A 21238-nucleotide genomic window follows, 5' to 3' on the forward strand; every position below is an offset into this window, starting at 1 on the left:
CCCGTCCGGCGGGTCAGCGCGACATTACCGCCCGGTAGTCGCGGTTGTGGAGGGGGTGAGGCCCATCGATTCCCCGCCGTCACGGGGCAGCGGACCGCCGCTGGGCAGCAGGTCACCGGTGGGCAGAGCGGTCACCGGGCCGGGTACGGGGACCAGCGGTTTCGTCGTTTTCCCGGTCGGCGGACGGGAGTTGGAGGGGGTGGGGGAGGCCGTGGCGGAGGGTGCCGGGGACGGGGTGCCCCTGCGGCGGGGCGACGGGGCCGCCTTCGGGGCGGCTTCCGGCCGAGGGGCGGCGCGGCGGGCCGGCGGCCGCGACGCCACCGTGGACGGGCGGTCCGGTACCACGAGGTGACCTTCCAGGAAGTACGCGTACCAGGCCCGCACCGTCCGCAGGTACGCCTCCGAGTGGTTGTAGCCGAGCACCGCCCGGTCGAGCCCGGCCGGATCGGACAGGTCCCTCCCGGCCGCGCACAGATACCGCCCGGCGGCCAGCGCCGCGTCGAACACGTTGTCCGGGTCGGCCCGCCCGTCACCGTTCCCGTCGGCGCCCCAGCGGGCCCAGGTGGACGGGATGAACTGCATCGGCCCGACCGCGCGGTCGTACGTCCCGTCCCCGTCGTAGGCGCCGCCGTCCGTGTCCGGTACGACGGCGAAGGCGCCGCCGTCCAGCCGCGGGCCCAGGATCGGTGTGACGGTCGTGCCGTCCGCTCCCACCCGGCCGCCGTCCGCCTGCCCCGACTCCACCTGGCCGATCGCCGCCAGCAACTGCCACCGGAGCCGGCAGCCGGGCGCGGTCCGCGCGAGCTCCGCCTCGGCGCGCCGGTAGGCGGCGAAGACGGTCGCGGACAGCGCCGCGGCGCCGGGCACCGACACTCCACCCGGGTGCTTCCGCGTCAGCGGCGGCAGCTCCGTACGGTACGGGCCGCCTCCGGACACGTCCCGCCCGTACCCGGCCGCCGGCCGCCCCACCGGCACGTCGGCCCGTGCCGGCACCGCCCCCGGCGCCTGCGAGGCGGTCAGCGCCGCCATCGCCGCCGCCGCGACCGCCGTACCCCGCGCGCCCCTGACCCTGTGCCCTGTCACGTCGTGATCCCTCCCTGCGAACCGCGGACTGCTCTCGTACGCTCTACGCGGGAGGGCGGCGCGTCCGTCGCCGGCTGCCTACCCTGAAGGTGTGGCTCGGTCCAACGACGAGGTCGCCGCGCTGCTGCAGGAGTACGCGGACCTGATCTCGATCACCGGCGGGGACGCGTTCAGGGCACGCGTCCACGAGAAGGCCGCCCGCGCGATCGGCGGCCACCACGCCGACGTCTCCACGCTCGACCTCAAGGGCCTCCAGGAGATCCCGGGCGTCGGCAAGTCGATCGCCCACAAGGTCCTCGAGTACTTCGACAGCGGCAGCGTGTCCGCCGTCGAGGAGCTGCGGGCGAAGATCCCCGCCGGGGTCCGACGGCTGACGGCCATCCCCACGCTCGGCCCGAAGAAGGCGCTGACGGTGTACGAGGAGCTGGGTGTCTCCTCGGTCGACGAACTGGCCGACGCCGTCCACCAGGAGCGGCTGCGCGACCTGAAGGGCTTCGGCCCGAGGACCGAGGAGAACATCCTCCACGGCATCGAACTCCTGCGGTCCTCCGGCGACCGCGTCCAGCTCGACGTGGCGTCCGACCTCGCCGACTCCATCGTGGCCGCGCTGTCCGAGGTGACGGGCTGCCTGCGGTGCGCGTACGCCGGGTCGCTGCGCAGGATGCGCGAGACGATCGGCGACATAGACGTCCTCGTCGCCTCCGGGACGCCGGCGCCGGTCATGCGGGCGTTCACCGAGCTGCCGTACGTCACCGAAGTGATCGCGCACGGCGAGAAGAAGACGTCCGTGCGCACCGCCAAAGGCCTCGCCGTCGACCTGCGCGTGGTGCCTCCGGACTCCTGGGGAGCGGCGCTGCAGTACTTCACCGGCTCCAAGGCCCACAACATCCGCACCCGGGAACTGGCCGTCCACCAGGGGCTGAAGCTCTCCGAGTACGGCGTCTTCGACGTCGAGAGCGGAGAGAAGACCGTCTCCGAGACGGAGGAAGAGGTGTACGCCCGGCTCGGCCTGCCGTGGATCCCGCCCACGCTGCGCGAGGACCGCGGGGAGATCGAGGCCGGACTGCGCGGCGAGCTGCCCGGCCTGGTGACCGAGGCGGACGTCCGGGGCGACCTGCACAGCCACACCGACCTCACCGACGGGCTGGCCCCGCTGGAGGAGATGGCCGAGGCGGCCGCCCGGCGCGGTTACGCCTACTACGCGATCACCGACCACGGCCCCGACATGGCCATGCAGCGCATGACCGACGAGCGGATGCTGGCCCAGCGCGAGCAGGTCCGGGAACTCGACGGCGCCTACCCCACCCGCGGGGCACGCGGCGGTCTCCGGCTGCTGCACGGCGCCGAACTGAACATCGGCCCCGACGGCGACGTGGACTGGCCCGCCCGGTTCCTCGCCGGGTTCGACCTGTGCGTGGCCTCGGTGCACTCGCATTTCCACCAGGACCGCGAGGCCATGACCCGACGGCTCGTGCGCGCCTGCGAGAACCCGTACGTCGACATCATCGGCCATCCCACCACCCGGATCATCGGCAGACGGCCGGGCGTCGACGCCGACCTGGACGCGGTGTTCGCCGCCTGCGCCCGCACCGGCACGGCCCTGGAGATCAACGCCCATCCGGACCGGCTGGACCTGCGCGACGAGGACATCCTGCGGGCCAGGCGGCACGGGGTGCGGTTCGCCGTGGACAGCGACGCCCACTCCGTCCTCCACCTCGCCAACCTGCGCTACGGCATCGGCACCGCGCAGCGCGGCTGGCTCACCGCCGACGAGGTGATCAACACCTGGCCGCTGACCCGCTTGCGGCGGTTCCTGCGCAAGGGGAGGGCACCGCGGTGACCGGGGGCTGCCCGAACGGCGGTACCGCGCGTTAGGTTGAGCGCGTGCGACTGAGAGTGGAGTTCACCACCGAACCCTTCGACCTGGACGAGACACCCGCGCACGCGCTGGTGGCCCGGGAGGTCGTCGAGACGGCCGAGCTGGACTCCGTGGACGTCGGCCCCTTCGGCAACACGGTGGAAGGGGGCGCGGACGCCGTCCTCGCGGCCGTGGACACGCTGCTGCGCAGGACCATGGAGGCAGGCGCCACCCGGATCTCGCTCCAGGTCAACGTGATCGAAAGAGGGCGACGTGACCGGGAAGAGTGATACGTGAGCGGGGACGAGCCGTTCATCACGGCCGTGAAGCCGCTGGTCGACGCGATGGGCGGGGAACTGCTGCCGCCGGACGAGGCCGGCCCCGACGACGTGGTGCTCGCCTGGGAGGGCGTCGACGTCGTCGCCGTACGCCTGCCCCAGCTCGCCGACTCCCTCGACCACATCCTGGCCGCCATGGAGCGCAAGCAGGGCAAGCCGCTGGCCGACCTCGACCGCAAGGCCAAGCAGGAGGTCGTACGGGTACTCGAGGCACGCGGCGCCTTCTCGGTACGGCACGGCGTGGAGACCGTCGCGAGCGCCCTCGGGGTGAGCCGCTTCACGGTCTACAACTACCTCAACCGCCGCTGAGCGGCGCTCCCCGGTAACCCAGAATTTTCAACAAACTGTTGACGTGATGATTCCGGGGGGCGTTAGCTGTCGGCAGCCCGTTCCGCACATAGGCCCGTCGCTGCCACGGAGGCTCCGGTGACTTCGACTTCCATGCCTTTGGGCCTGGCCCGGTTCAACGCCCTGGAGGAGCACGCGGCCTTCGCCGTCCTCCACGAGCTGTGCGCCGCCACCGCGTGGGCCACGACGCTGCTCGCCGCCCGCCCGTACGCCACGGCCCAGGACCTCTACGCCGCCGGCGACGCCGCCACGGCCGGGCTGACCGACGCGGACCTGGAGGAGGCGATGGCCGGGCATCCCCCGATCGGCCGTCCGAAGCCGGGCGATCCGGCCTCCGCCCGGGAGCAGAGCGGCATGGAGGGCACCACGAAGGAGCTGAAGGCGGAGATGCTCGAACTGAACCTGGCCTACCAGGACAGGTTCGGCCATGTCTTCCTCATCTGCGCCACCGGCCTGACCGGCGAGCAGATGCGGGACGCGCTCAAGGAGCGGATCGGCAACGCGCCGGAGCAGGAACGGGAGATCGTCCGCGCCGAACTGGGCAGGATCAACCGCATCCGGCTGGCCCGACTCGTCGAAGAGGACGCCTGAACGTATGAGCACCAGCACCAGCACCACGGCCTCGGTGTCCACGCACATCCTGGACACCTCCGCCGGCCGCCCCGCCGCGGGCGTCGCCGTCCACCTCGCCGCCCGCGCGGGCCGCGACGCGCGGTGGCAGGCGCTCGGGGGCTCCGTGACCGACGCGGAGGGGCGGTGCAGGGACCTTCCGGCGCCGCCGGAGGGGACCAGCCACGTACGGCTCGACTTCGCCGTGGAGCCGTACCTGGAGCCGTACCGGGAGCAGAAGTCCGACGACGGGCGGGCGGTGTTCTTCCCCGAGGTGGCCGTCACCTTCGCCGTGCGGGCCGGCGAGCACTACCACGTGCCGCTGCTGCTCAACCCGTTCGGTTACTCCGTATACCGAGGGAGCTAGCCAGATGCCCATCCTGGGACAGAACCAGTACGGCAAGGCCGAGAACCGGGTCGTGAGGATCACGCGGGACGGCGCGACCCACCACATCAAGGACCTGGGCGTGTCGGTGTCGCTGAGCGGCGACATGGACGAGGTCCACTACTCCGGCTCGAACGCCAACGTCCTGCCGACCGACACCACCAAGAACACGGTGTACGCGTTCGCCAAGGAGCACGGCATCGAGTCCGCCGAGCAGTTCGGCATCCTTCTCGCCCGCCACTTCGTCACATCGCAGGAACCCATCCACCGGGCGCGCATCCGCATCGAGGAGTACACCTGGGAGCGGATCGAGCACTCAGGGAAGGGCGCGCACTCCTTCGTCCGCAGGGGCCAGGAGACCCGGCTGGCCCAGATCACCTACGACGGCCGCTCGTGGGAGGTCGTCTCCGGCCTCAAGGACCTCACCGTGATGAACTCGACCGACTCCGAGTTCTGGGGCTACGTCAGGGACAGGTACACGACCCTTCCCGAGGCCCACGACCGCATCCTGGCCACCGAGGTCTCCGGCCGCTGGCGCTTCAACTGGACCGAGGACGCACAGCGGATGCCGGCCTGGGACGAGTCGTACGCACAGATCAAGGGGCACCTCCTGGGAGCCTTCGCGGAGACCTACTCGCTGTCGCTCCAACAGACCCTGTACGCCATGGGCGCGCGGATCATCGACCGCCGCGGCGAGATCGACGAGATCCGTTTCTCCCTCCCGAACAAGCACCACTTCCTGGTCGATCTGAAGCCGTTCGGTCTGGAGAACGACAACGAGGTGTACCTCGCCGCCGACCGCCCCTACGGCCTGATCGAGGCCACCGTCCTGCGCGACGGTTGCGAGGCGAAGATCCCGGCGGACCTCACCAACCTCTGAAGGACGCACCATGGCAGCAGCCCAGCGCACCGTCATCGAGAACTGTTCGATCGCCACGGTCGACGCACACGACACCGAGTACGCGAACGGACACGTCGTCCTCGCCGGCAACCGGATCGAGTCGCTCGGCGCGGGCCGGGCCCCGGACGGCCTGGAGGACGTCGTACGCCGCATCGACGCCACCGGGCACCTGGTCACCCCGGGCCTGGTCAACACCCACCACCACTTCTACCAGTGGATCACCCGGGGTCTGGCCACGGACCACAACCTCTTCGACTGGCTGGTCGCGCTGTACCCGACGTGGGCGCGCATCGACGAGCCGATGGTGTACGCGGCCGCCCAGGGCTCGCTGGCGATGATGGCCCGCGGCGGCGTCACCACCGCCATGGACCACCACTACGTCTTCCCGAAGACTGCCGGCGACCTGTCCGGCGCGATCATCCGCGCCGCCCGCGAGACGGGCATCCGCTTCACCCTCGCCCGCGGCTCCATGGACCGCGGCGAGAAGGACGGCGGCCTGCCCCCGGACTTCGCCGTCGAGTCCCTCGAAGGCGCCCTCACCGCGACGGAGGAGACCGTCGGACGGCACCACGACGCCTCCTCCGACGCGATGACCCAGGTTGCCGTCGCCCCCTGCTCGCCCTTCTCCGTCTCCACCGAACTGCTCAAGGAAGGCGCCGAGTTGGCCCGCCGCCTTGGCGTACGGCTGCACACCCACGGCTCGGAGACCGTGGAGGAGGAGAAGTTCTGCCACGAACAGTTCGGCATGGGCCCCACCGACTACCTGGAGTCCACCGGCTGGCTCGGCGAGGACGTGTGGATGGCGCACTGCGTCCACATGAACGACTCCGACATCGCCGCCTTCGCCCGCACCGGGACCGGTGTCGCCCACTGCCCCTCCTCCAACGCCCGCCTCGCCGCCGGTATCGCCCGGGTCCCGGACATGCTCGCGGCCGGTGTACCGGTCGGCCTCGGTGTCGACGGCACCGCCTCCAACGAGTCCGGGGAGCTGCACACCGAACTGCGCAACGCCCTCCTCATCAACCGCCTCGGCAAGCACCGCGAAGCGGCCCTGAACGCCCGGCAGGCGCTGCGCCTCGGCACGTACGGCGGTGCCCAGGTGCTGGGCCGCGCCGCCGAGACCGGCTCCCTGGAGCCGGGCAAACTCGCCGACCTGGTCCTGTGGAAGCTCGACACCCTCGCCCACGCCTCGATCGCCGACCCCGTGACCGCGCTGGTCCTCGGCGCGGCCGCCCCGGTCACCGCGTCGTTCGTGAACGGCCGGCAGATCGTCGAGAACGGCCGCCTCCTCACCGTCGACGAGGACGCGGTCGCCCGCTCCACACGTCAGGAGGCCCAGCGGCTCGCCCGGATCGCCGCCGGGGGCTGAGAAAGCGGGGGAGGACCTTCTGCCCGATGGTGCACCCTGTGTGCCATGAACGAGTCCGGCCGTGTCGAGGCCTTCAGCGACGGTGTCTTCGCCATCGCCATCACGCTGCTCATCCTGGAGATCAAAGTCCCCGACGCCGGTGCGCACGGCGGACTTTAGGGCCATGCCCCACGGTGCGGATGCGGTGCGGTGTGGCCTACAGGCCGAACAGGCTCGGGTCCGCGGTCAGTTCCTCGAAGAGCCCCCGCGGGTCCGCGACCAGTTTCCTGGCCTTCAGGTCCATCATCCCGCCCACCGCCGTGATCTCGGCGGCCACCGTGCCGTCGGTCTTGCGAACCTCCTGCAGGATCCGGAAGGTCTTGCCACCGCCCCACTCGAACGCGCACGTCACGTCGACCTCGTCGCCGGCGAGCAGTTCGCTCCGGTAGCGGATGGTGGTCTCCAGCGCCACCGGGCCCACACCCCGGCCCATCAGCTCGGCCTGGCTGATGCCGGCGGCCTGCAGCAGCGTCCAGCGGGCGTGCTCCGCGTAGTTGACGTACACCGCCTGGTTGAGGTGACCCTGTACGTCGGTCTCGTAGCCGCGGACGGTCACACGGACGGAAAACGGTTCGGTCACTGCTTTCCCTTCTCGCGTTCGGATTTCCGGTCGACCGATCTTGGCATGCGCCTTACGCCCGTCGGGGCGACGCCAGCAGATACCGCGCCCTCGTCCGGGGCTCCGTGTACTCCCCGGCCTGCCAGCCCGCCCGTTCCAGAGTGGCCGCGCAGGCCCGCAGCGCCTCCCCGCCCGGCGCGTACACGGCGACCGCCTCCGGCTGCGGGGTCGCGCGCACCCGGTAGCCGTCGGTGTCCCGGCCCGCCGGGCGGTGCCCGGCAGCCTCCAGGGCGAGCGCGGCGGCCCGCACCAGATGCGTACGCTCCCAGGAGCAGGGCCGGTCCGTGGCACCGTCCGGGTTGGTCATCCGGCGCAGTTCGACGAGCCCCTGCCACGCGCTGTGCACCTCGCGCACGCGGGACGGCCCGGCGGCCTCCTCGTCGTCCCCTCCGACGCGGGCGGCGAAAACCCCATCACCCCCAGGATGTACCGGCGCCGCGCCGCTCTCCTCCGGCACCGCCTCCCGTATCCGGTGCCCGGCCGGCGTCAGGAAGTGGTCGTGCGGCGGCCGCGGATGCCGGAAGGCCAGCCCCCGCGCGACCAGGGCGGCGAGCTGCGCCTCCGTACCCCTCAGCCGCCCGGTGACGGGATCGGCGGCATTGATCACCCGCCGCTGCGCGACGGTCGGCGAACGGCTCACGGCGTGCTCCTCCCCGGCGGTCGGCCCACTGGGCAGCCTACGACCGGGCACTGACAGCCGACTCGATCGTGTCATGCCTGGACGGTGGGGCGAACGTTGATCTCGCCGATCTCGACGTCGTCGGGCTGCTCGATGGCGAAGGCCACCGCACGGGCGACCGCCGCCGGAGGGATGCCCACCGCATCCATGTTCTTGCGTGTCTGCTTGCGGATGTGCGGGTCGGTCATGGAGTCGGCGAGATCAGTGCGTACGTATCCCGGCGAGATGGCTGTCGTGCGCACCACCCCGTCGGTGGACTCCGTGCGCAGTCCCTCATGGATGGTGCGCACCGCGTTTTTGGTCGCGGCGTAGACGGCCATCGAGGGGGACACGGTCAGACCGGCCACGGAGACGATGCTCACCATGTGGCCCGCCCCTTGCTTGCGGAAGGCGGGCAGTGCGGCGGCGATGCCGTTGAGCGTGCCGCGGAGGTTGACATCGATCATGGCCGACCAGCTTTCGGTGTCGAGGTCGGCCAGCGGGCTGATCGGGGCGATGCCGGCGTTGTTCACCAGTACGTCGAGACGGCCGTACTGGTCGATGGTGGTGGCAACCAGACGCTGCAGGTCCTCGGCCTGGGTGACGTCGACGACGCAACGGGCGGCACGGCCCCCCTGCTCCCGGATGTCCTGCGCTATGGCGTCGATGCGTTCACTGCGGCGCGCCGCGAGCACGACCGCGGCGCCACGCTGTGCGAGCAGACGGGCCGTGGCTTCGCCGATGCCGCCACTCGCTCCGGTGATGGCGACGATCTTGCCGTCAAGAGAGAGCACTACTGCCTCCAAGTAAAGTGGACACGTGTCCGCCGCAGGGGCTCACACTACCGGACACGCGTCCATTTGTGGTGAGCGGAAAAACGTCAGGAGTGGCCTATGAGCGTGCCGGCACGCCGTCCGGATGCGGCACAGAACCGCACCCGCATCGTGGAGGCCGCCCGCGCGGCCCTCGCCGAGTCCGACCACGTCCACCTCAACGAGATCGCCAAGCGCGCCGGAGTGGGACAGGGAACCCTCTACCGGAACTTCCCCAACCGCGAAGCGCTCCTCGCCGAGGTCTACCGGCGCGACGTCGAAGAACTCGTGACCGCCGCCCCCACTCTGCTGGCGGAACACGAGCCCGTGGAAGCCTTGCGTCACTGGCTCGACCGAGTGATCGACTACGCCGAGATCAAGCGTGGCGTCCTGGCAGCGCTTGAGCCGACGGCGTGGCAGGACCTTGTCGCCCACAGCCACAACCCCATCGAAGACGCCCTCGGACACCTGCTGGACGCCGGAAAAGCGGCAGGTTCCATCCGTGCGGACGTGGACGCCCACGGGGTCCTCGTGCTCATCGCCTACCTCGGCCGACTGGACCGGGACGAGTGGAAATCAACGGCACGGCCTCTGATGAACGTCATCCTCGACGGTCTTTCCCGACAGGACGCGGGTCGGTGAGGGCAGAGGAGGGGCAAGCGTCGGACCCGACAGCGCCTGATGCGCGCAGACGTCAGCCCGGCCTCACCGCCCCGCCAGTTTCGTCAGCCAGGGATGCCCGGGATGCATGCGTGCCAGCCGGCCACGGAGGACGTCGCGCCGTGCCCGGCTCAGCAGCGGCAGGACTCCGTCGAAGTCCGCATGGTCCTTGGGGCGCGTCGCCTTCGCCTTGAACAGCAGCGCCAGCTCCGGCACCAGACAGGGGATGCCGTCGGTGGTCCGTTCGATGATCGCGTCGTACGGCAGCCGCAGGCTCTCGTCCCGTCGGCAGATCCAGGTCCCGCCGTCGTGCGGCTCGCGGAAGACGTCGAACAGGAACCGACCGCTCACCGGATCCCGCAGCCAGGTCTGGTGCGTGGCCGCGAGCACCTCGGCTCGCGCCCCCGCCCAGACCCGCCCCGAGCCCACCGCGTCGAACTCGTACTCCGGGAAGCGGTCGCGAACCTCCGTGAACCCCGCCGAAGGTACCGCGATCTCCAGATCGCCGTGGGGCCGCGACTGCCCTCCGCGGAACAGGTCCAGCGCCCACCCCGCCACGACGCACCAGGGCGCACCGACCCCGGCCAACCGCTCCGCGACCTGCTCCGGCCGCCAGGCATGCGCCCACCGAGCCTCCAGCTCGTCCGCATCGAGGATGGCGCCGCCGGGCGGTACGGAACCGGTCATCGGGCCGACGCCGTCGGTGACCCCACCCGGTGAGCCGTGCCGTCGGCGTCCACGTACGCGAACTCGCGGAGGCCGTAGGGCATGTCGGCCGGCTCGGTGAAGCGGCCCTCCACGCCGGAGGCCTTCCACTGGGCGAAGACGGCGTCGGAATCGCTCACGTAGAGGTAGAGGACGGCTCCGGTGCTGTGCGGGTCGTGCTCGGAGCACTCCGTCAGGTGGACCGACACCGAGCCCCGCTCGACGAAGCCATAGCGATCGGGGCCCTCGTGGCGTTGCGCCGTGAAGCCCAGACGGCGGTACCGCTCCAGAGCGGCATCGAGGTTCCGGACGGGGACGACGGGGGCGACGCTGCTGAAGACGACTTCCGGCATCCGGCCAGTCTCGCAGGCGGGCGACACCGAGCACAGGGGGAAGTCGCGCCCGCTGTCACCCGATCGGGGGGATTGACTCACTGGTACCTGAATCGTCGTTTCTGCCGCTGTACGGTCTGTGTGTCGCCCAGCGGGGCGGCAGCAACTCGCGTACCGCGCAGCACTGTTGAGGCTGCGAAGGCGGTGCCGTTCCTGCACGGTCGACGCGCCTGGAGGGGCTTTGAGGATTTCCGGGCACCGGAGTGTCCGTGACGGAGGCGTCGCGCTGGTGGCCCCGGGCATCGTCGGTGGGGCGACCGCGTGAAGGTCATGGACTTACATCACTCCTACCGTCGGCGCTCGGTGCTGCGCGGGATCGACTTCGATCTGCCGCACGGCGCGCTGGTCGGCATCGTCGGCGAGAACGGCGCGGGCAAGTCGACCCTGCTCAGGATCCTCTCCGGGGAGCTGCGCCCCTGTCGCGGCACCGTCCGGCACAGCGGCCGCTTCGGGTACTGCCCGCAGCACGCCGTCCTCAACGACGCCTTCACCGTCCGGCAGCACCTGGAGTTCTTCAGAACGGCCTTCGGCCTGGCCGACCTGGGCCACGCCGAGGAGGCCATGGACGTCCTGGGATTCGCCGAGTACGCCGACGTACGCGCCGGGGTGCTCAGCGGCGGGACGCGACAGAAACTGAACCTGACCCTGGCCCTCATGCACCGTCCGCAGGTGCTGCTGCTGGACGAGCCCTACCAGGGCTTCGACTGGGACACCTACCAGCGGTTCTGGGAACTCGCCGCCCGGCTGCGCGATGCCGGACGCTCGGTCCTGGTCGTCTCGCATCTCGCCTACGACGCCGAGCGGCTGGACGCACTGTGGCGGCTGAAGGACGGGACGCTCCAGCCCGTCGCGCCCCTCGCGGGTGCGGCATGAGCAGACACCTGAGACTGTTCACCACCGCGACCCGCTACGCGGTGACCGAGCACGTGCGCAACCGGTTCGCGATGGTGCTGGTCGCGGTGTTCATCCCGCTGTGGACGATGCTGGCGTACCTGGTCATGCCCGACACCCCGGCCCGGATGCGGCTGCGGGCCACCGGGGAGATCCTCGCTCCGCGAGGGAACGAGATCACCGAGATCAGCGGTGCGCTCAACGCCGTCACCCTGATCACCGGGTTCATGATGTTCGCGGCCACGTTCTCCGGCCATGACTTCGACCGCCGCCTCGCCATGGCCGGCTACCCCCGCGCCCATCTCGTGCTGGCGAAGGTCGCCGCTCTCGCCATGGCCTCAGCGGCCGTGTCCGCCTACGCCACCGCCGTCACCTGCCTGATCTGGACACCGCGCCAGCCCGTCCTGCTCGCCGTCGCCCTGTTCGGCGCCGCCCTGACCTACGGCGTCCTCGGCGTCGGCTTCGGCGCCGTGCTGCACCGGGAGGTCGAGGGCATGTTCGCCATCCTGATGACGAGCATCATCGACCTCGGCCTGCAGAACCCGATCACCAGCTCGGGCAGCGAGAGCCCCGTCACCCGCTTCCTGCCCTCCTACGGCGCCATGCAGGCCAGCACCGCCGCGGGCTTCTCCACGACGGGACTGCCCGGCCACGTCGCCATCCAGCTCGGCTGGTCCGCCGGAGCCGGGCTCATCGCTCTCCTCGCCTTCCACCACCGCACCCGCGACGCCCTGCTCCCGGCGACCCGGCCCCACCTGCCGGGGCCCCGTCGGTCCGGCGCGGACCAGGCAGCCGATGCCGGTACCACAGCGGTGAGTTGACGTCCCCGCAGCATTCGTCCTCGCCGGCCGGTACGTGCCTTCAGCTGGAGTCCCGCAGACATGCCCCGAATCCGTGAAACCGTGTCCGACGACCGCACTGAAGCCGACCTGCGGGCCGCTTACCGCCTGTGCCGCCGCAGGGCACGCAGACAGGACCCCGAGACGTACGCTCTCATCCGCCTGCTGCCCTCCGCGCTGCGGCCGGCGGGCGCAGCCCTCTGGGCCGCGCTGTCCGCGATCGACGATCTGATCGACGACCGGGATGCCACGGCAGCCGAGCGGACCGCCCGGGCCGAGGACTGGATCGCCGCGCTGGAGGCCGATCTGGTCTCCGGCACGAGCACCGACCCGGTGCGTCTCGCCCTGGTGGACACCGTCACCCGGTGGCACGTGGACCTGTCCGCTCTCCGGGACGGGATGCTCGTGTCCCTCGACGACGCCCACCGCAGGCACTTCGACGACTGGGCCCAGTGGCGTGCCTGGAGCCGCGGTCATGTCCTGCCCACCTTCGACCTGGTGCGGAGTCTGCTCGGCCGGGCAGGCGTGCCGGTGGTCTTCCGACTCGACCGGCAGGGGAGCTACGAGCGGTTCCTCGACGGCGCCCGCCTCGTCGAGACCCTCACCGACCTGGCGGCCGACCTGGACGAGGGCGCGCTCCTGCTTCCCCGCGAGTTCACGCAACAGTTCCCCGGGGCCGAGGACGACCTGCGGCACCGCCGGTGGAGCGAGGCCGCGGCGGCGCTGGTCACCGAACTGACCGGCATCGCCCGCCGCTGGGTGACCCAGCCCGGTCTGACCCAGGGCATGCACCCGGGACCCGCCACCCTGGCCAAGACGATGGCCGACCTGCTGCTCGCCCAGCTCGACGCCGTCGAGGCGGCAGGCCCGGCCCTGCTCCGCTCCGAGGCGCGCCCCTCGCTTGCGACGCGTGGACGCATCTTCGTCCCCGCGCGCATCAGGTCGGCCCTGGCCTGGAGCCTGACCCCGGTCACCGTTCCCCCCGCCTCACGACGTCCCACGGCGAGCGCACCCCGTACAACGGCGCCCTTGTCTCCGGGGGTGAGGACGTTCCAGGAGCCGCCCAGCCACCCCAGCGGCTGCCGGCCCCCGCAGATCAGCGCCGAAACCATGCCGACCCACGTGGCCATCATCATGGACGGCAACGGCCGCTGGGCCGAACACCGCGGCCTGCCCCGCTCCGAAGGCCATCGCGCCGGCGTCGCCGCCCTGCACGACATCGTCTACGGCGCACTGGAGATCGGCCTGTCCCACCTGACCGTGTACGCGTTCTCCACCGAGAACTGGAGACGCGACACGGAGGAGGTCACGGGCCTCATGGACACCCTGCAGAAGGAACTGCGCGACGACCCCTTCCGTGACCTGGACGTGTGCCTGCGCTGGTCCGGCCGCCCGGAGAAAATGCCGGCCGACCTCGTCGAGTCCCTGCGGCACAAGGAGGCCACCACCCGCACCCGTACCGGCCTGACCTGCACCCTCTGCTTCAACTACGGCGGCCGGGACGAGATCACCCGCGCCGCCGCGGCCCTCGCCCGAGCGGCGCGGGCCGGCGACCTGGACCCCGACCTCATCGGCGAGGACGACGTCGCACGTCACCTGCCCTTCCCCGACATGCCGGGCGTCGACCTGCTCTGGCGCACCGGAGGCGAGCAGCGCACCTCCAACTTCCTTCCCTGGCACGCCGCCTACGCCGAACTCCACTTCACGTCCGACTACTGGCCCGACGTCGACCGGCGAGACCTCTGGCGAGCCATCACCGAATACGGCAACCGTCAGCGCCGGTACGGAACCGCGGGGCCACGGGCCACTTCGACCACGGGGTGACCGTACCGGCGCGGGCCCGACCCGTGGTCAGGCTTCCGCCAGCAGCGGGTCGTAAGGGGTCGAACGCTTCCCGCCGGACATGAAGGACAGGAAGTCCTTGACGAACGCGCCGCGGGTGTACGTTCCGTCGGAGCCGGTGGTGTCGCGGTGGAACGCCGTCCGGAACAGCGCCCGGTACTCGTCCGCGTCGATGCTCTGGTTGCCGTCCACGTCGGTGACGTCGAAGAGGACCTCGGCCACTCTGATCAGCGCGGGCCCGGCCAGGGACGGGACAGCCTCGGCGTACTCCTGCGCGCTGATACGGCCGTCGCCGTCGGCGTCGAGGTCCGCCTGGAGCTCACGCCACCAGTCGGCGTAGGCGTTGTAGAGCCTGGTTTCCTCGGGCTCGTCCAGGTCGAGGCGGCTGGACAGCTCACGGGCCATGGCGGCGAGGTCCGGCCAGGTCACATAGCCGTCGCCGGTCTGGTCCAGGACCTCGTGGAAGAACTCCTGTGCGCTGCGCTGCGCCCCGGTTCGTGCCGCGGGCTCCGGCGGCGTCGAGAGGGGGGTGATGAGCCTGAGCAGGGCTCCGGCTCGCTTCATCCGGTCGGCCAGGGCGCTGAGCGTCCTTGCTCGCGGGTCGTCACTTCCGGGGGAGAGGGCCAGCAGGTCGGCGATACGTTCGGGCCGGACCCAGTCCTCGGGGAGGAAACGGGTCAGGCCGACGGCCAGGTAGGCACCCTGCATCAGCGTCTGGGCGCCGGGCATCTCCGGCAGTCCGGCCCGTCGGCGGAAGGGCTCCGGGAGGGACGCCACAGTGATCGCCCCGATGACCGGGCCGGCCAGGGCGCGGCCCGTGGCCCACAGGGTGGGCAGGCCGCTCAGCAGGGGCGGAGCCGGGAGGTGGTCGAAGAGCTTGTAGAGGATGACGCGCATCGCCTCCGTGTTCTCCAGCTCCTCCTCGACCACACGGTCGTAGTACTGCCAGAACTCGTGCAGGTTGTCCGGTAGTTGACCGGGAGCGTCCCCCAACACGGCGAGGAACGCGTGGAACTCGCGGTACAGCCGCTCCATGACGGCCTGTTCGAGGGGCTGTCCGCTCAGCCGGCACATGGTGACGGTGCTCTCGAACAGCGTCGCGACCACCCAGGCCCGCACACCCGGATCCATCGCGTCGTAGGGCCGGTCTCGTGCGTCGGTGCCGTTCAGCCGCCCGTGCAGGCGGTTGAGCCGGGCCGCCTCCCTGAGCCGCACGTGGTCGTCGGCGCCGAACATGCGCCGCATGCTCAGGAGGGTGTTGCGCAGCCGGCGCCAGGGATGGGCGACGAAGGTGGAGCTGTCGAGCAGGGCCGCGCCGACCTGCGGGTGAGCGGCTTCCAGCACGGTGGCCCGGATCATGGCCAGGGCCCAGCGCGGGTCGTTGAAGAGCTCGCCGAACTGCGAGCCCGGGCCGAACAGGGGCTTCGCGCCTTGGGCGGTGTCCCGCCCCTGGCAGTCGCTCCCCTGGTCGGTGGCGCCGGCGCCGGTTCCGCTGCTGGGGTGGCCGCCGTCTGCGTTGCTCACGGTCACGCTTCTCCGTTCTGGTTCGGCAGCACGCCGCCGAAGCGACGATCGCGTTGTCGGTACATGTGCAGGCACTGAAGGAAGTGCGGCGCGCGGAAGTCGGGCCACAGCACCGGCGGGAACATCCACTCGGCGTAGGCGACCTGCCAGAGCATGAAGTTGGAGATGCGCTGTTCACCCGAGGTCCGGATGACCAGGTCGACGTCGGGCGTGTCGGGGAAGGGCAGATGGGCGGCGAAACTCTGCTCGGTCACTGCGTCGGCCGGTATTCCACTGTCGATCAGTGACCGCGCGGCCTCGACGATGTCCCTGCGCCCCCCGTGATCGAACGCGACCGTCAGCGTCATGCCCCGGTTGTCACCGGTCAGAGTCGTCAGGTCGGCGAAGTCCCGGGCCAGTACCGGGGGAATCCGCGGGTCCGTGACACCCAGGAAGCGGCAGCGGATCCCGCGCGCGTGCAGGAGCGGAGCGTGCTTTCGTACCACGCGGCGCACCAGTTGCATGAGGAAGTCGACTTCGGCGCTCGGCCGGCGCCAGTTCTCGGTGGAGAAGGCGTACAGGCTCAGCCATTCGACACCCGCCGACCTCGCCGCCTCGATGACGTCGATCACCGTGGTCTCCGCGGCACGATGCCCCGACGTGCGCGGCAGCGACCGCTGCGCCGCCCACCGGCCGTTCCCGTCCATCACGCATGCCACGTGACGCGGCACTTCGCGCGCCCGTTTCACGCCGTCCCCCTCAGCATGTCCGCCGCCCCGTGTGGCAACCCGCGCCCCGCGACCGCGCGGCACACCGGGCTGACCGATCCCCGTCAGCAGAGTGTCAGCACCCGCCCTTGCGGAACGGGCAAGTCGCGCGGTTTCACCCTTGGTGCATCTGTCCGGGCCGGCGCCGTCAAGCCGAGCGCCGAACCAAACCCGGGTTGCCGAGGCGTGCCGCGCCAGGTACATCAGCCAGGGGTTCGGCGGCACTCTAAGTCTGCGGCCTGATGTTCCATCCCGCGATCACCGGCCGCCCGTGCTCCGTGCCCAGCCGGCACAGCGTCCCGGTCGCCAACTGGAACAGCGCCCCGGCCTGCGGCGGCAGCCCCAGACGGCGGGCGGTGAGGACCCGCAGGAAGTGGCCGTGCGCCACCAGCAGCACGTCGGTGTCCGCGGCGTCCACCCTGGCCAGCATCCGATCGGCGCGCTCCCCGACCTGCTCCGGGGTCTCACCGGGGTGCTCGGGCGGCCCCGGCGCCACCCCGTCGGTGAACAGGAACCAGCCGGGCCGGGTGCGCTGGATCTCCGGGGTGGTCACACCCTCGTAGCCGCCGTAGTCCCACTCCCGAAGATCGGCATCGACACGGGCGTCATCCACCCCGATGAGCTCGGCGGTCTCCCGCGCCCGCCGCGACGGACTGACGAACGCCGCCCCGATCCGCAGCTCCCGGACCAACGGCATCAGCCGCCGGGCCTCCTCCCGCCCCTGCCCGGTCAGGGGCACGTCCGTCCACCCGGTGTGCCGCCCGGACCGCGACCACTCGGTTTCACCGTGCCGGACGAGAAAGAGATCACCCACGCCCGCGCCCTTCCCGCTCGCTTGCCAGCACGGTGCCACGGCCACCCGCGAACCGCAGGTCCGGCTGGGCCAGACGGCCGTCGCGGCCCGATAAGGTCGCAGGTCATGAGCGACGGCTGGCGCAACGACCGGATCGGCAGCGCCCTCCGGGGCGAGAACCCCACGGTGCTGCGGCGCCTGGACGCGGGCTTCGCCGTGATCGGCGACGTCCAGTTCCTGCCCGGGTACACGGTGCTGCTGGCGGACGACCCGGCGGTGCGGCGGCTGTCGGACCTGCCCAGGCACCGGCGCCGGGACTTCCTGGCGGACATGGACCGGCTCGGCGAGGCCGTCGAGCGGGCCTGCCGACGGCTGGACCCCGCCTTCCGGCGCGTGAACCTGGAGATCCTCGGCAACACCGACGACTTCCTGCACGCGCACGTGTGGCCGCGCTACGAATGGGAGCCGGCCGACCTGGTCCGGCTTCCGGTGTGGCTGTACCCACGCGGGACGTGGAGCGACGAGCGCCACCGGCTCGGCCCCCGTCACGACGCGCTGCGTACGGCCATCGGTGAGGAACTGGACCGGCACCGTCGGCAGGTTGAGGGTCAGTGATCGGTGGCGTACGAGAGGAAGGCGGCCCACTCCTGACGGCCGAAGGCGAGTTGGGGGCCTTGCCTGTGCTTCGAGTCCCGTATGTGGATGGTGCCGGGGGCGAAGGCGGCCTCGACGCACTCCGGGCCGTCGTTCGTGCTGTAGCTGCTCTTGAACCACTCCAGCGCGGAACCGTTCCCCGGTGAGGGGTTGGTCATCATGTTTCTCCCAGCACTTTCTCGACAAAGGCCAGCGACTCACGGGGAGTGAGAGCCTGGGCGCGGATGATGCCGTAGCGGATCTCAAGGATTTGAATCTCCCTGGGGTGGGAGATCAGCCGGTTGGTGAGCTGGACCTCGTTGTGCCCCACGGTGTCTCCCTCCTTGAGCCGTAGTAGTTGCAGTGATCCCGCGAGACCGGCGTGGTCGTCGCGGTTGGTGGGCATCACCTGAATCTCCACGTTCCGCCGCTGGCCGTACTCCAACAGATGTTCTAGCTGCTTCCGCATCACCATTCTGCCTCCGATGGGGCGGCGCAGCGTTACTTCTTCCTGCACGAAGCTGAAGACGGGAGCGGGCCGCCGATCGAAGATCTCCTGGCGAGCCATGCGCGCGGCGACAAGCTGCTCCAACTCCTCCTCGTCGTAGGGAGGTCGCCGCACCGCGTACAGCGCCCTCGCGTACTCCGGCGTCTGAAGCAGGCCGTGAACAACGGAGTTGGCGTAGGCGCACAACTCAACCGCCTCCCCCTCCAACTTCGCCAGATCCCGCACCTTCTTCGGGTACCGGGCCTCCTCCACGTCCTTCTTCAGCCCCGCGATCATCCCGCCCGCGTCCAGCACCCGGTCGGCCGCCTCGAGGAACTGCGGCTTCGGCGCCCGCCGCCCCCGCTCGACCGAGGACACCTGCTCCTCGCTGTACCCGATGGCCGCCCCCAACTCGGCCTGGGTGAGCGCCTTCCGCTCCCGCCACATCTTGACGACCTTGCCGACCGTCCGCAGTACGGCCGCCGACTCCTCGTCCTCGCCGCCGTTCGACTCCACAGCCCACCTCCACGTGCCGCCGGTACCCAACGCCCCGCAGGCCCGCAGCGTCACGCGGCATCCTCCGGACAAGCCCGGACGGTGACCGGACAGCAACGCTGCGTACTGCCGTCGTTGCTGTTCACGGTAGGGAGAGCCGACCACTCTGGGCGACATGAACGCCGATTTCGCCCCCGCAACGGATGAACGCACAGTCCCCGTGGACCACTTCACCATCCGCCTCTCGGCCACCCCCAAGGGCGCCCGTCTCGCCCGCCAACTCGCGGCCGAGCGGCTCCATGCATGGGGCTGGCCGTACGACTGCGAGGCCCACCGCACGGCGATGCTGCTGGTGGCCGAACTCGCCGCGAACGCCGTTGTGTACGGCCGGGTGCCGGGCCGGGACTTCCGGCTGCGGATCACCCTCCACCCGCAGGGCCCCACGCTCCGTATCGAGGTGACCGACGCCCGCGCCGACCGCCGTCCACCCGCCCCCGGAGCCCTCCCGCCGGCCTCCTCGGAAAGTGAGTCCGGCCGGGGCCTCCTCCTCGTCGAGGCGCTGTCCACCCACTGGGGCACGACCTGCCAGGACCCGTACACCAAGACGGTCTGGTGTGAGGTCGCCCTGGACTGACCGCCGTGCCGCCGGCCTGCTACGGGCGGCCGTGGTCGGACGCCGCCGGGCCGCGGAGCAGTTCCTCCTCCGACGGGTTCTCCAGGTGGGTCAGGAACACCCACAGGTGGCCGTAGGGGTCCCGCAGGATCGCCGTACGGTCGCCGTGGAACTGGTCGGCGGGTGCCTGGACCAGCTCGGCGCCCGCCGTCACCGCCCGCTTCGCCAGCTCGTCCACGTCGGGTACGAACACGTGCAGGGCGACCGAGGTGCCACCGAGCGCGGCCGGAGCGGTGAACGGCCCTTCCGAGACATCGCCGAGCATCAGCACGGACTCACCGATCCGGATCTCGGCGTGCAGGATCCCACCCTGCGGATGGGCGAGCCGGAACTCCTCGACCGCCCCGAAGGCGGTGGCGTAGAAGGCGATGGCGGCGTCCGCGTCGGACACCATGATGTGCGGCACCACCGAGCGGTGGTAACGCTGGGGAACGATCTCTGTCATGGCTCTGACCGTAGAACCTCAAGCACGCTTGAGGTCAACTGCCGTTCCGCCACTGCCGACAACCACGTAGAAACCGCCCGATCCGCCCGATCGCCGCTTCCAGGTCGCGTGTCCTGCCTCACTATCGAGGCCGCTGGGCAACCCTTCCGGTGTTGAGATCTTCTCCTTGACGTGAACATCTGGAAGAGACGGCCTCGCCTGCTCATACTCCTGACCCTGGCCGTTGTGGCGGCCGTGACGGTGACCGTCGTCATGGTCATCCAGGCGAACAAGATGGAGACGCTCTCTCCGCGCGAAGAGCGTGACCGGGCCGCGCCTTCGGCAGGCATACCGGCGGGGCAGTCGGACTGCCGGAAGGTCAAGTGCATCGCGCTCACCTTCGACGGCAACCCCGGCGAACCCACCGACCGGTTGATGGACCTCCTGAAGAAGTACAAGGCGCCGTCGACGTTCTTCCTGGAGGGCCGGCGCATCCACAAGTTCCCGGATGTGGTGCGGCGGATCGCCAAGGACGGCCACGAGATCGGGGACCACACCTGGACGCACGCGGTACTGACCGATGTCTCCGACGCGCAGATCCGCGACGAGCTGCGCCGCACGGCACGGGCCATCTCCGGCATCACCGGCAGTGAGCCGACGCTGATGCGCCCGCCCCAGGGCCGCACCGACGACCGCGTCTCCAAGATCGCGAAGGAAATGGGGATGGCGCAGGTGCTGTGGACGGTGACCGCGAAGGACTACGAGACGGACGACTCCGCGCTGATCACCAAGCGCGTGCTCGACGGCGCCGGCCGCGACGGGATCATCCTGCTCCACCCGCTGCACAAGGGCACCGTGCCGGCCATGCCTTCCATCCTGAAGGCGCTCCGCAAGCAGGGCTACACCTTCGTGACCGTCTCCCAGCTGCTCGCTCCGTCCAAGGCCGAGCCCGGAAAGATCTACAGGTGACCGACCGACCTGCGCGGCGTTCGCCTCATGAGCCCTCGCCACATGGGGGGATATCCCCATGGCGGGGCTCGCCACGAGCGCTGTAGCGTCGCCGCGACGGCGGATTCGATCATGAGTCCGACCTGGTGAATCGACCACACCGCCGA

At 70.8% G+C, this 21238-nt stretch carries 26 protein-coding genes and 1 pseudogene; 15 read left to right on the top strand and 12 right to left on the bottom strand.

The window, feature by feature from the left end:
- Positions 1-24: 24 nt before the first annotated feature.
- The gene (locus ACFY0F_RS19920; RefSeq protein WP_388795581.1) at positions 25-1083 is read right to left on the bottom strand and encodes a lytic transglycosylase domain-containing protein; all 1059 of its coding nucleotides are present in this window, start codon (positions 1081-1083) and stop codon (positions 25-27) included.
- Between the two features lie 91 nt (positions 1084-1174).
- On the opposite strand from ACFY0F_RS19920, the gene polX reads away from it, so the two are divergent.
- From polX to ACFY0F_RS19960, 8 genes and pseudogenes are all read left to right on the top strand, one after another.
- Positions 1175-2923, top strand: a complete 1749-nt coding sequence (gene polX / locus ACFY0F_RS19925) for a DNA polymerase/3'-5' exonuclease PolX (RefSeq protein ID WP_388795584.1) — start codon at positions 1175-1177, stop codon at positions 2921-2923.
- Positions 2924-2967: 44 nt separating this feature from the next.
- Positions 2968-3231 carry a thiamine-binding protein gene (locus ACFY0F_RS19930; protein WP_388795587.1) on the top strand — a complete coding sequence of 88 codons (264 nt, stop codon included), beginning with the start codon at positions 2968-2970 and terminating at the stop codon, positions 3229-3231.
- A 54-nt stretch (positions 3232-3285) separates the two neighbouring features.
- Positions 3286-3588: a helix-turn-helix domain-containing protein gene (locus ACFY0F_RS19935; RefSeq protein ID WP_388796227.1), complete on the top strand. Its 303-nt coding sequence runs from the start codon at positions 3286-3288 to the stop codon at positions 3586-3588.
- 117 nt (positions 3589-3705) lie between these two features.
- Positions 3706-4218 (top strand): 2-oxo-4-hydroxy-4-carboxy-5-ureidoimidazoline decarboxylase, encoded by a 513-nt coding sequence (uraD, locus tag ACFY0F_RS19940; RefSeq protein ID WP_388795590.1) that lies wholly within the window; start codon positions 3706-3708, stop codon positions 4216-4218.
- Positions 4219-4222: 4 nt separating this feature from the next.
- Positions 4223-4603 (top strand): hydroxyisourate hydrolase, encoded by a 381-nt coding sequence (gene uraH / locus ACFY0F_RS19945; RefSeq protein ID WP_388795593.1) that lies wholly within the window; start codon positions 4223-4225, stop codon positions 4601-4603.
- A 4-nt stretch (positions 4604-4607) separates the two neighbouring features.
- Positions 4608-5501, top strand: coding sequence for a factor-independent urate hydroxylase (pucL, locus tag ACFY0F_RS19950; RefSeq protein WP_388795596.1), 894 nt, complete (start codon positions 4608-4610; stop codon positions 5499-5501).
- Positions 5502-5511: 10 nt separating this feature from the next.
- On the top strand, positions 5512-6891 hold the full coding sequence (locus ACFY0F_RS19955) for an 8-oxoguanine deaminase (protein WP_388795599.1): 1380 nt from the start codon (positions 5512-5514) through the stop codon (positions 6889-6891).
- 45 nt (positions 6892-6936) lie between these two features.
- Positions 6937-7023, top strand: a pseudogene (locus ACFY0F_RS19960) (TMEM175 family protein); the annotation flags it as partial.
- Between the two features lie 64 nt (positions 7024-7087).
- Here ACFY0F_RS19960 and ACFY0F_RS19965 read toward each other — a convergent pair.
- From ACFY0F_RS19965 to ACFY0F_RS19975, 3 genes are all read right to left on the bottom strand, one after another.
- A complete protein-coding gene (locus ACFY0F_RS19965) occupies positions 7088-7510 on the bottom strand; it encodes an acyl-CoA thioesterase (protein WP_388795602.1) in 423 nt (140 codons plus the stop codon).
- Between the two features lie 52 nt (positions 7511-7562).
- Positions 7563-8189: a hypothetical protein gene (locus ACFY0F_RS19970; protein WP_388795606.1), complete on the bottom strand. Its 627-nt coding sequence runs from the start codon at positions 8187-8189 to the stop codon at positions 7563-7565.
- Positions 8190-8260: 71 nt separating this feature from the next.
- Positions 8261-9001 carry an SDR family oxidoreductase gene (locus ACFY0F_RS19975; protein ID WP_388795609.1) on the bottom strand — a complete coding sequence of 247 codons (741 nt, stop codon included), beginning with the start codon at positions 8999-9001 and terminating at the stop codon, positions 8261-8263.
- A gap of 99 nt (positions 9002-9100) precedes the next feature.
- Between ACFY0F_RS19975 and ACFY0F_RS19980 the strand changes: the two genes are divergently transcribed.
- On the top strand, positions 9101-9661 hold the full coding sequence (locus tag ACFY0F_RS19980; RefSeq protein ID WP_388795612.1) for a TetR/AcrR family transcriptional regulator: 561 nt from the start codon (positions 9101-9103) through the stop codon (positions 9659-9661).
- Between the two features lie 63 nt (positions 9662-9724).
- On the opposite strand, the gene ACFY0F_RS19985 is transcribed toward ACFY0F_RS19980, so the two are convergent.
- The gene (locus ACFY0F_RS19985; protein ID WP_388795615.1) at positions 9725-10366 is read right to left on the bottom strand and encodes a nucleotidyltransferase domain-containing protein; all 642 of its coding nucleotides are present in this window, start codon (positions 10364-10366) and stop codon (positions 9725-9727) included.
- Positions 10363-10737, bottom strand: coding sequence for a bleomycin resistance protein (locus tag ACFY0F_RS19990; protein ID WP_388795619.1), 375 nt, complete (start codon positions 10735-10737; stop codon positions 10363-10365). The genes ACFY0F_RS19985 and ACFY0F_RS19990 overlap by 4 nt, the downstream gene beginning before the upstream one ends.
- Positions 10738-11037: 300 nt before the next feature.
- Here ACFY0F_RS19990 and ACFY0F_RS19995 point away from each other — a divergent pair, with 300 nt between their 5' ends.
- The 3 genes from ACFY0F_RS19995 to uppS (ACFY0F_RS20005) are packed head-to-tail and all read left to right on the top strand — an operon-like array spanning position 11038 to position 14330.
- Positions 11038-11649 (top strand): ATP-binding cassette domain-containing protein, encoded by a 612-nt coding sequence (locus ACFY0F_RS19995; RefSeq protein ID WP_388795622.1) that lies wholly within the window; start codon positions 11038-11040, stop codon positions 11647-11649.
- Positions 11646-12488 carry an ABC transporter permease gene (locus tag ACFY0F_RS20000; protein WP_388795625.1) on the top strand — a complete coding sequence of 281 codons (843 nt, stop codon included), beginning with the start codon at positions 11646-11648 and terminating at the stop codon, positions 12486-12488. The genes ACFY0F_RS19995 and ACFY0F_RS20000 overlap by 4 nt, the downstream gene beginning before the upstream one ends.
- Before the next feature lie 60 nt (positions 12489-12548).
- Complete coding sequence (gene uppS, locus ACFY0F_RS20005) at positions 12549-14330, top strand: polyprenyl diphosphate synthase (RefSeq protein ID WP_388795628.1); 1782 nt, start codon at positions 12549-12551, stop codon at positions 14328-14330.
- 27 nt (positions 14331-14357) lie between these two features.
- On the opposite strand, the gene ACFY0F_RS20010 is transcribed toward uppS (ACFY0F_RS20005), so the two are convergent.
- The 3 genes from ACFY0F_RS20010 to ACFY0F_RS20020 all read right to left on the bottom strand — a co-directional run bounded on the left by ACFY0F_RS20010 (position 14358) and on the right by ACFY0F_RS20020 (position 17432).
- Complete coding sequence (locus tag ACFY0F_RS20010) at positions 14358-15767, bottom strand: oxygenase MpaB family protein (protein ID WP_388796230.1); 1410 nt, start codon at positions 15765-15767, stop codon at positions 14358-14360.
- Positions 15768-15874: 107 nt separating this feature from the next.
- Positions 15875-16600 carry a polyprenyl diphosphate synthase gene (gene uppS, locus ACFY0F_RS20015; protein WP_388796233.1) on the bottom strand — a complete coding sequence of 242 codons (726 nt, stop codon included), beginning with the start codon at positions 16598-16600 and terminating at the stop codon, positions 15875-15877.
- Between the two features lie 244 nt (positions 16601-16844).
- Positions 16845-17432 (bottom strand): histidine phosphatase family protein, encoded by a 588-nt coding sequence (locus ACFY0F_RS20020; RefSeq protein WP_388795631.1) that lies wholly within the window; start codon positions 17430-17432, stop codon positions 16845-16847.
- A gap of 105 nt (positions 17433-17537) precedes the next feature.
- Between ACFY0F_RS20020 and ACFY0F_RS20025 the strand changes: the two genes are divergently transcribed.
- Entirely contained in the window at positions 17538-18026 is a 489-nt protein-coding gene (locus tag ACFY0F_RS20025) for an HIT family protein (RefSeq protein ID WP_388795634.1), read from the top strand.
- Here ACFY0F_RS20025 and ACFY0F_RS20030 read toward each other — a convergent pair.
- Together ACFY0F_RS20030 and ACFY0F_RS20035 are read right to left on the bottom strand one after the other, a co-directional pair.
- Positions 18020-18223: a DUF397 domain-containing protein gene (locus ACFY0F_RS20030; protein WP_388796236.1), complete on the bottom strand. Its 204-nt coding sequence runs from the start codon at positions 18221-18223 to the stop codon at positions 18020-18022. The two genes, ACFY0F_RS20025 and ACFY0F_RS20030, sit on opposite strands and share 7 nt — an antisense overlap.
- Entirely contained in the window at positions 18223-19047 is an 825-nt protein-coding gene (locus tag ACFY0F_RS20035; protein ID WP_388796239.1) for a helix-turn-helix transcriptional regulator, read from the bottom strand. Before ACFY0F_RS20035 ends, ACFY0F_RS20030 begins: the two co-directional genes overlap by 1 nt.
- Positions 19048-19201: 154 nt before the next feature.
- Between ACFY0F_RS20035 and ACFY0F_RS20040 the strand changes: the two genes are divergently transcribed.
- A complete protein-coding gene (locus tag ACFY0F_RS20040) occupies positions 19202-19660 on the top strand; it encodes an ATP-binding protein (protein WP_388795638.1) in 459 nt (152 codons plus the stop codon).
- Between the two features lie 19 nt (positions 19661-19679).
- On the opposite strand, the gene ACFY0F_RS20045 is transcribed toward ACFY0F_RS20040, so the two are convergent.
- On the bottom strand, positions 19680-20144 hold the full coding sequence (locus tag ACFY0F_RS20045) for a VOC family protein (RefSeq protein ID WP_388795641.1): 465 nt from the start codon (positions 20142-20144) through the stop codon (positions 19680-19682).
- A gap of 171 nt (positions 20145-20315) precedes the next feature.
- Here ACFY0F_RS20045 and ACFY0F_RS20050 point away from each other — a divergent pair, with 171 nt between their 5' ends.
- On the top strand, positions 20316-21092 hold the full coding sequence (locus tag ACFY0F_RS20050) for a polysaccharide deacetylase family protein (protein WP_388795644.1): 777 nt from the start codon (positions 20316-20318) through the stop codon (positions 21090-21092).
- Positions 21093-21238 lie beyond the last annotated feature (146 nt).

The organism is Streptomyces sp. NPDC001544, assembly GCF_042894285.1.
Classification (GTDB): domain Bacteria; phylum Actinomycetota; class Actinomycetes; order Streptomycetales; family Streptomycetaceae; genus Streptomyces.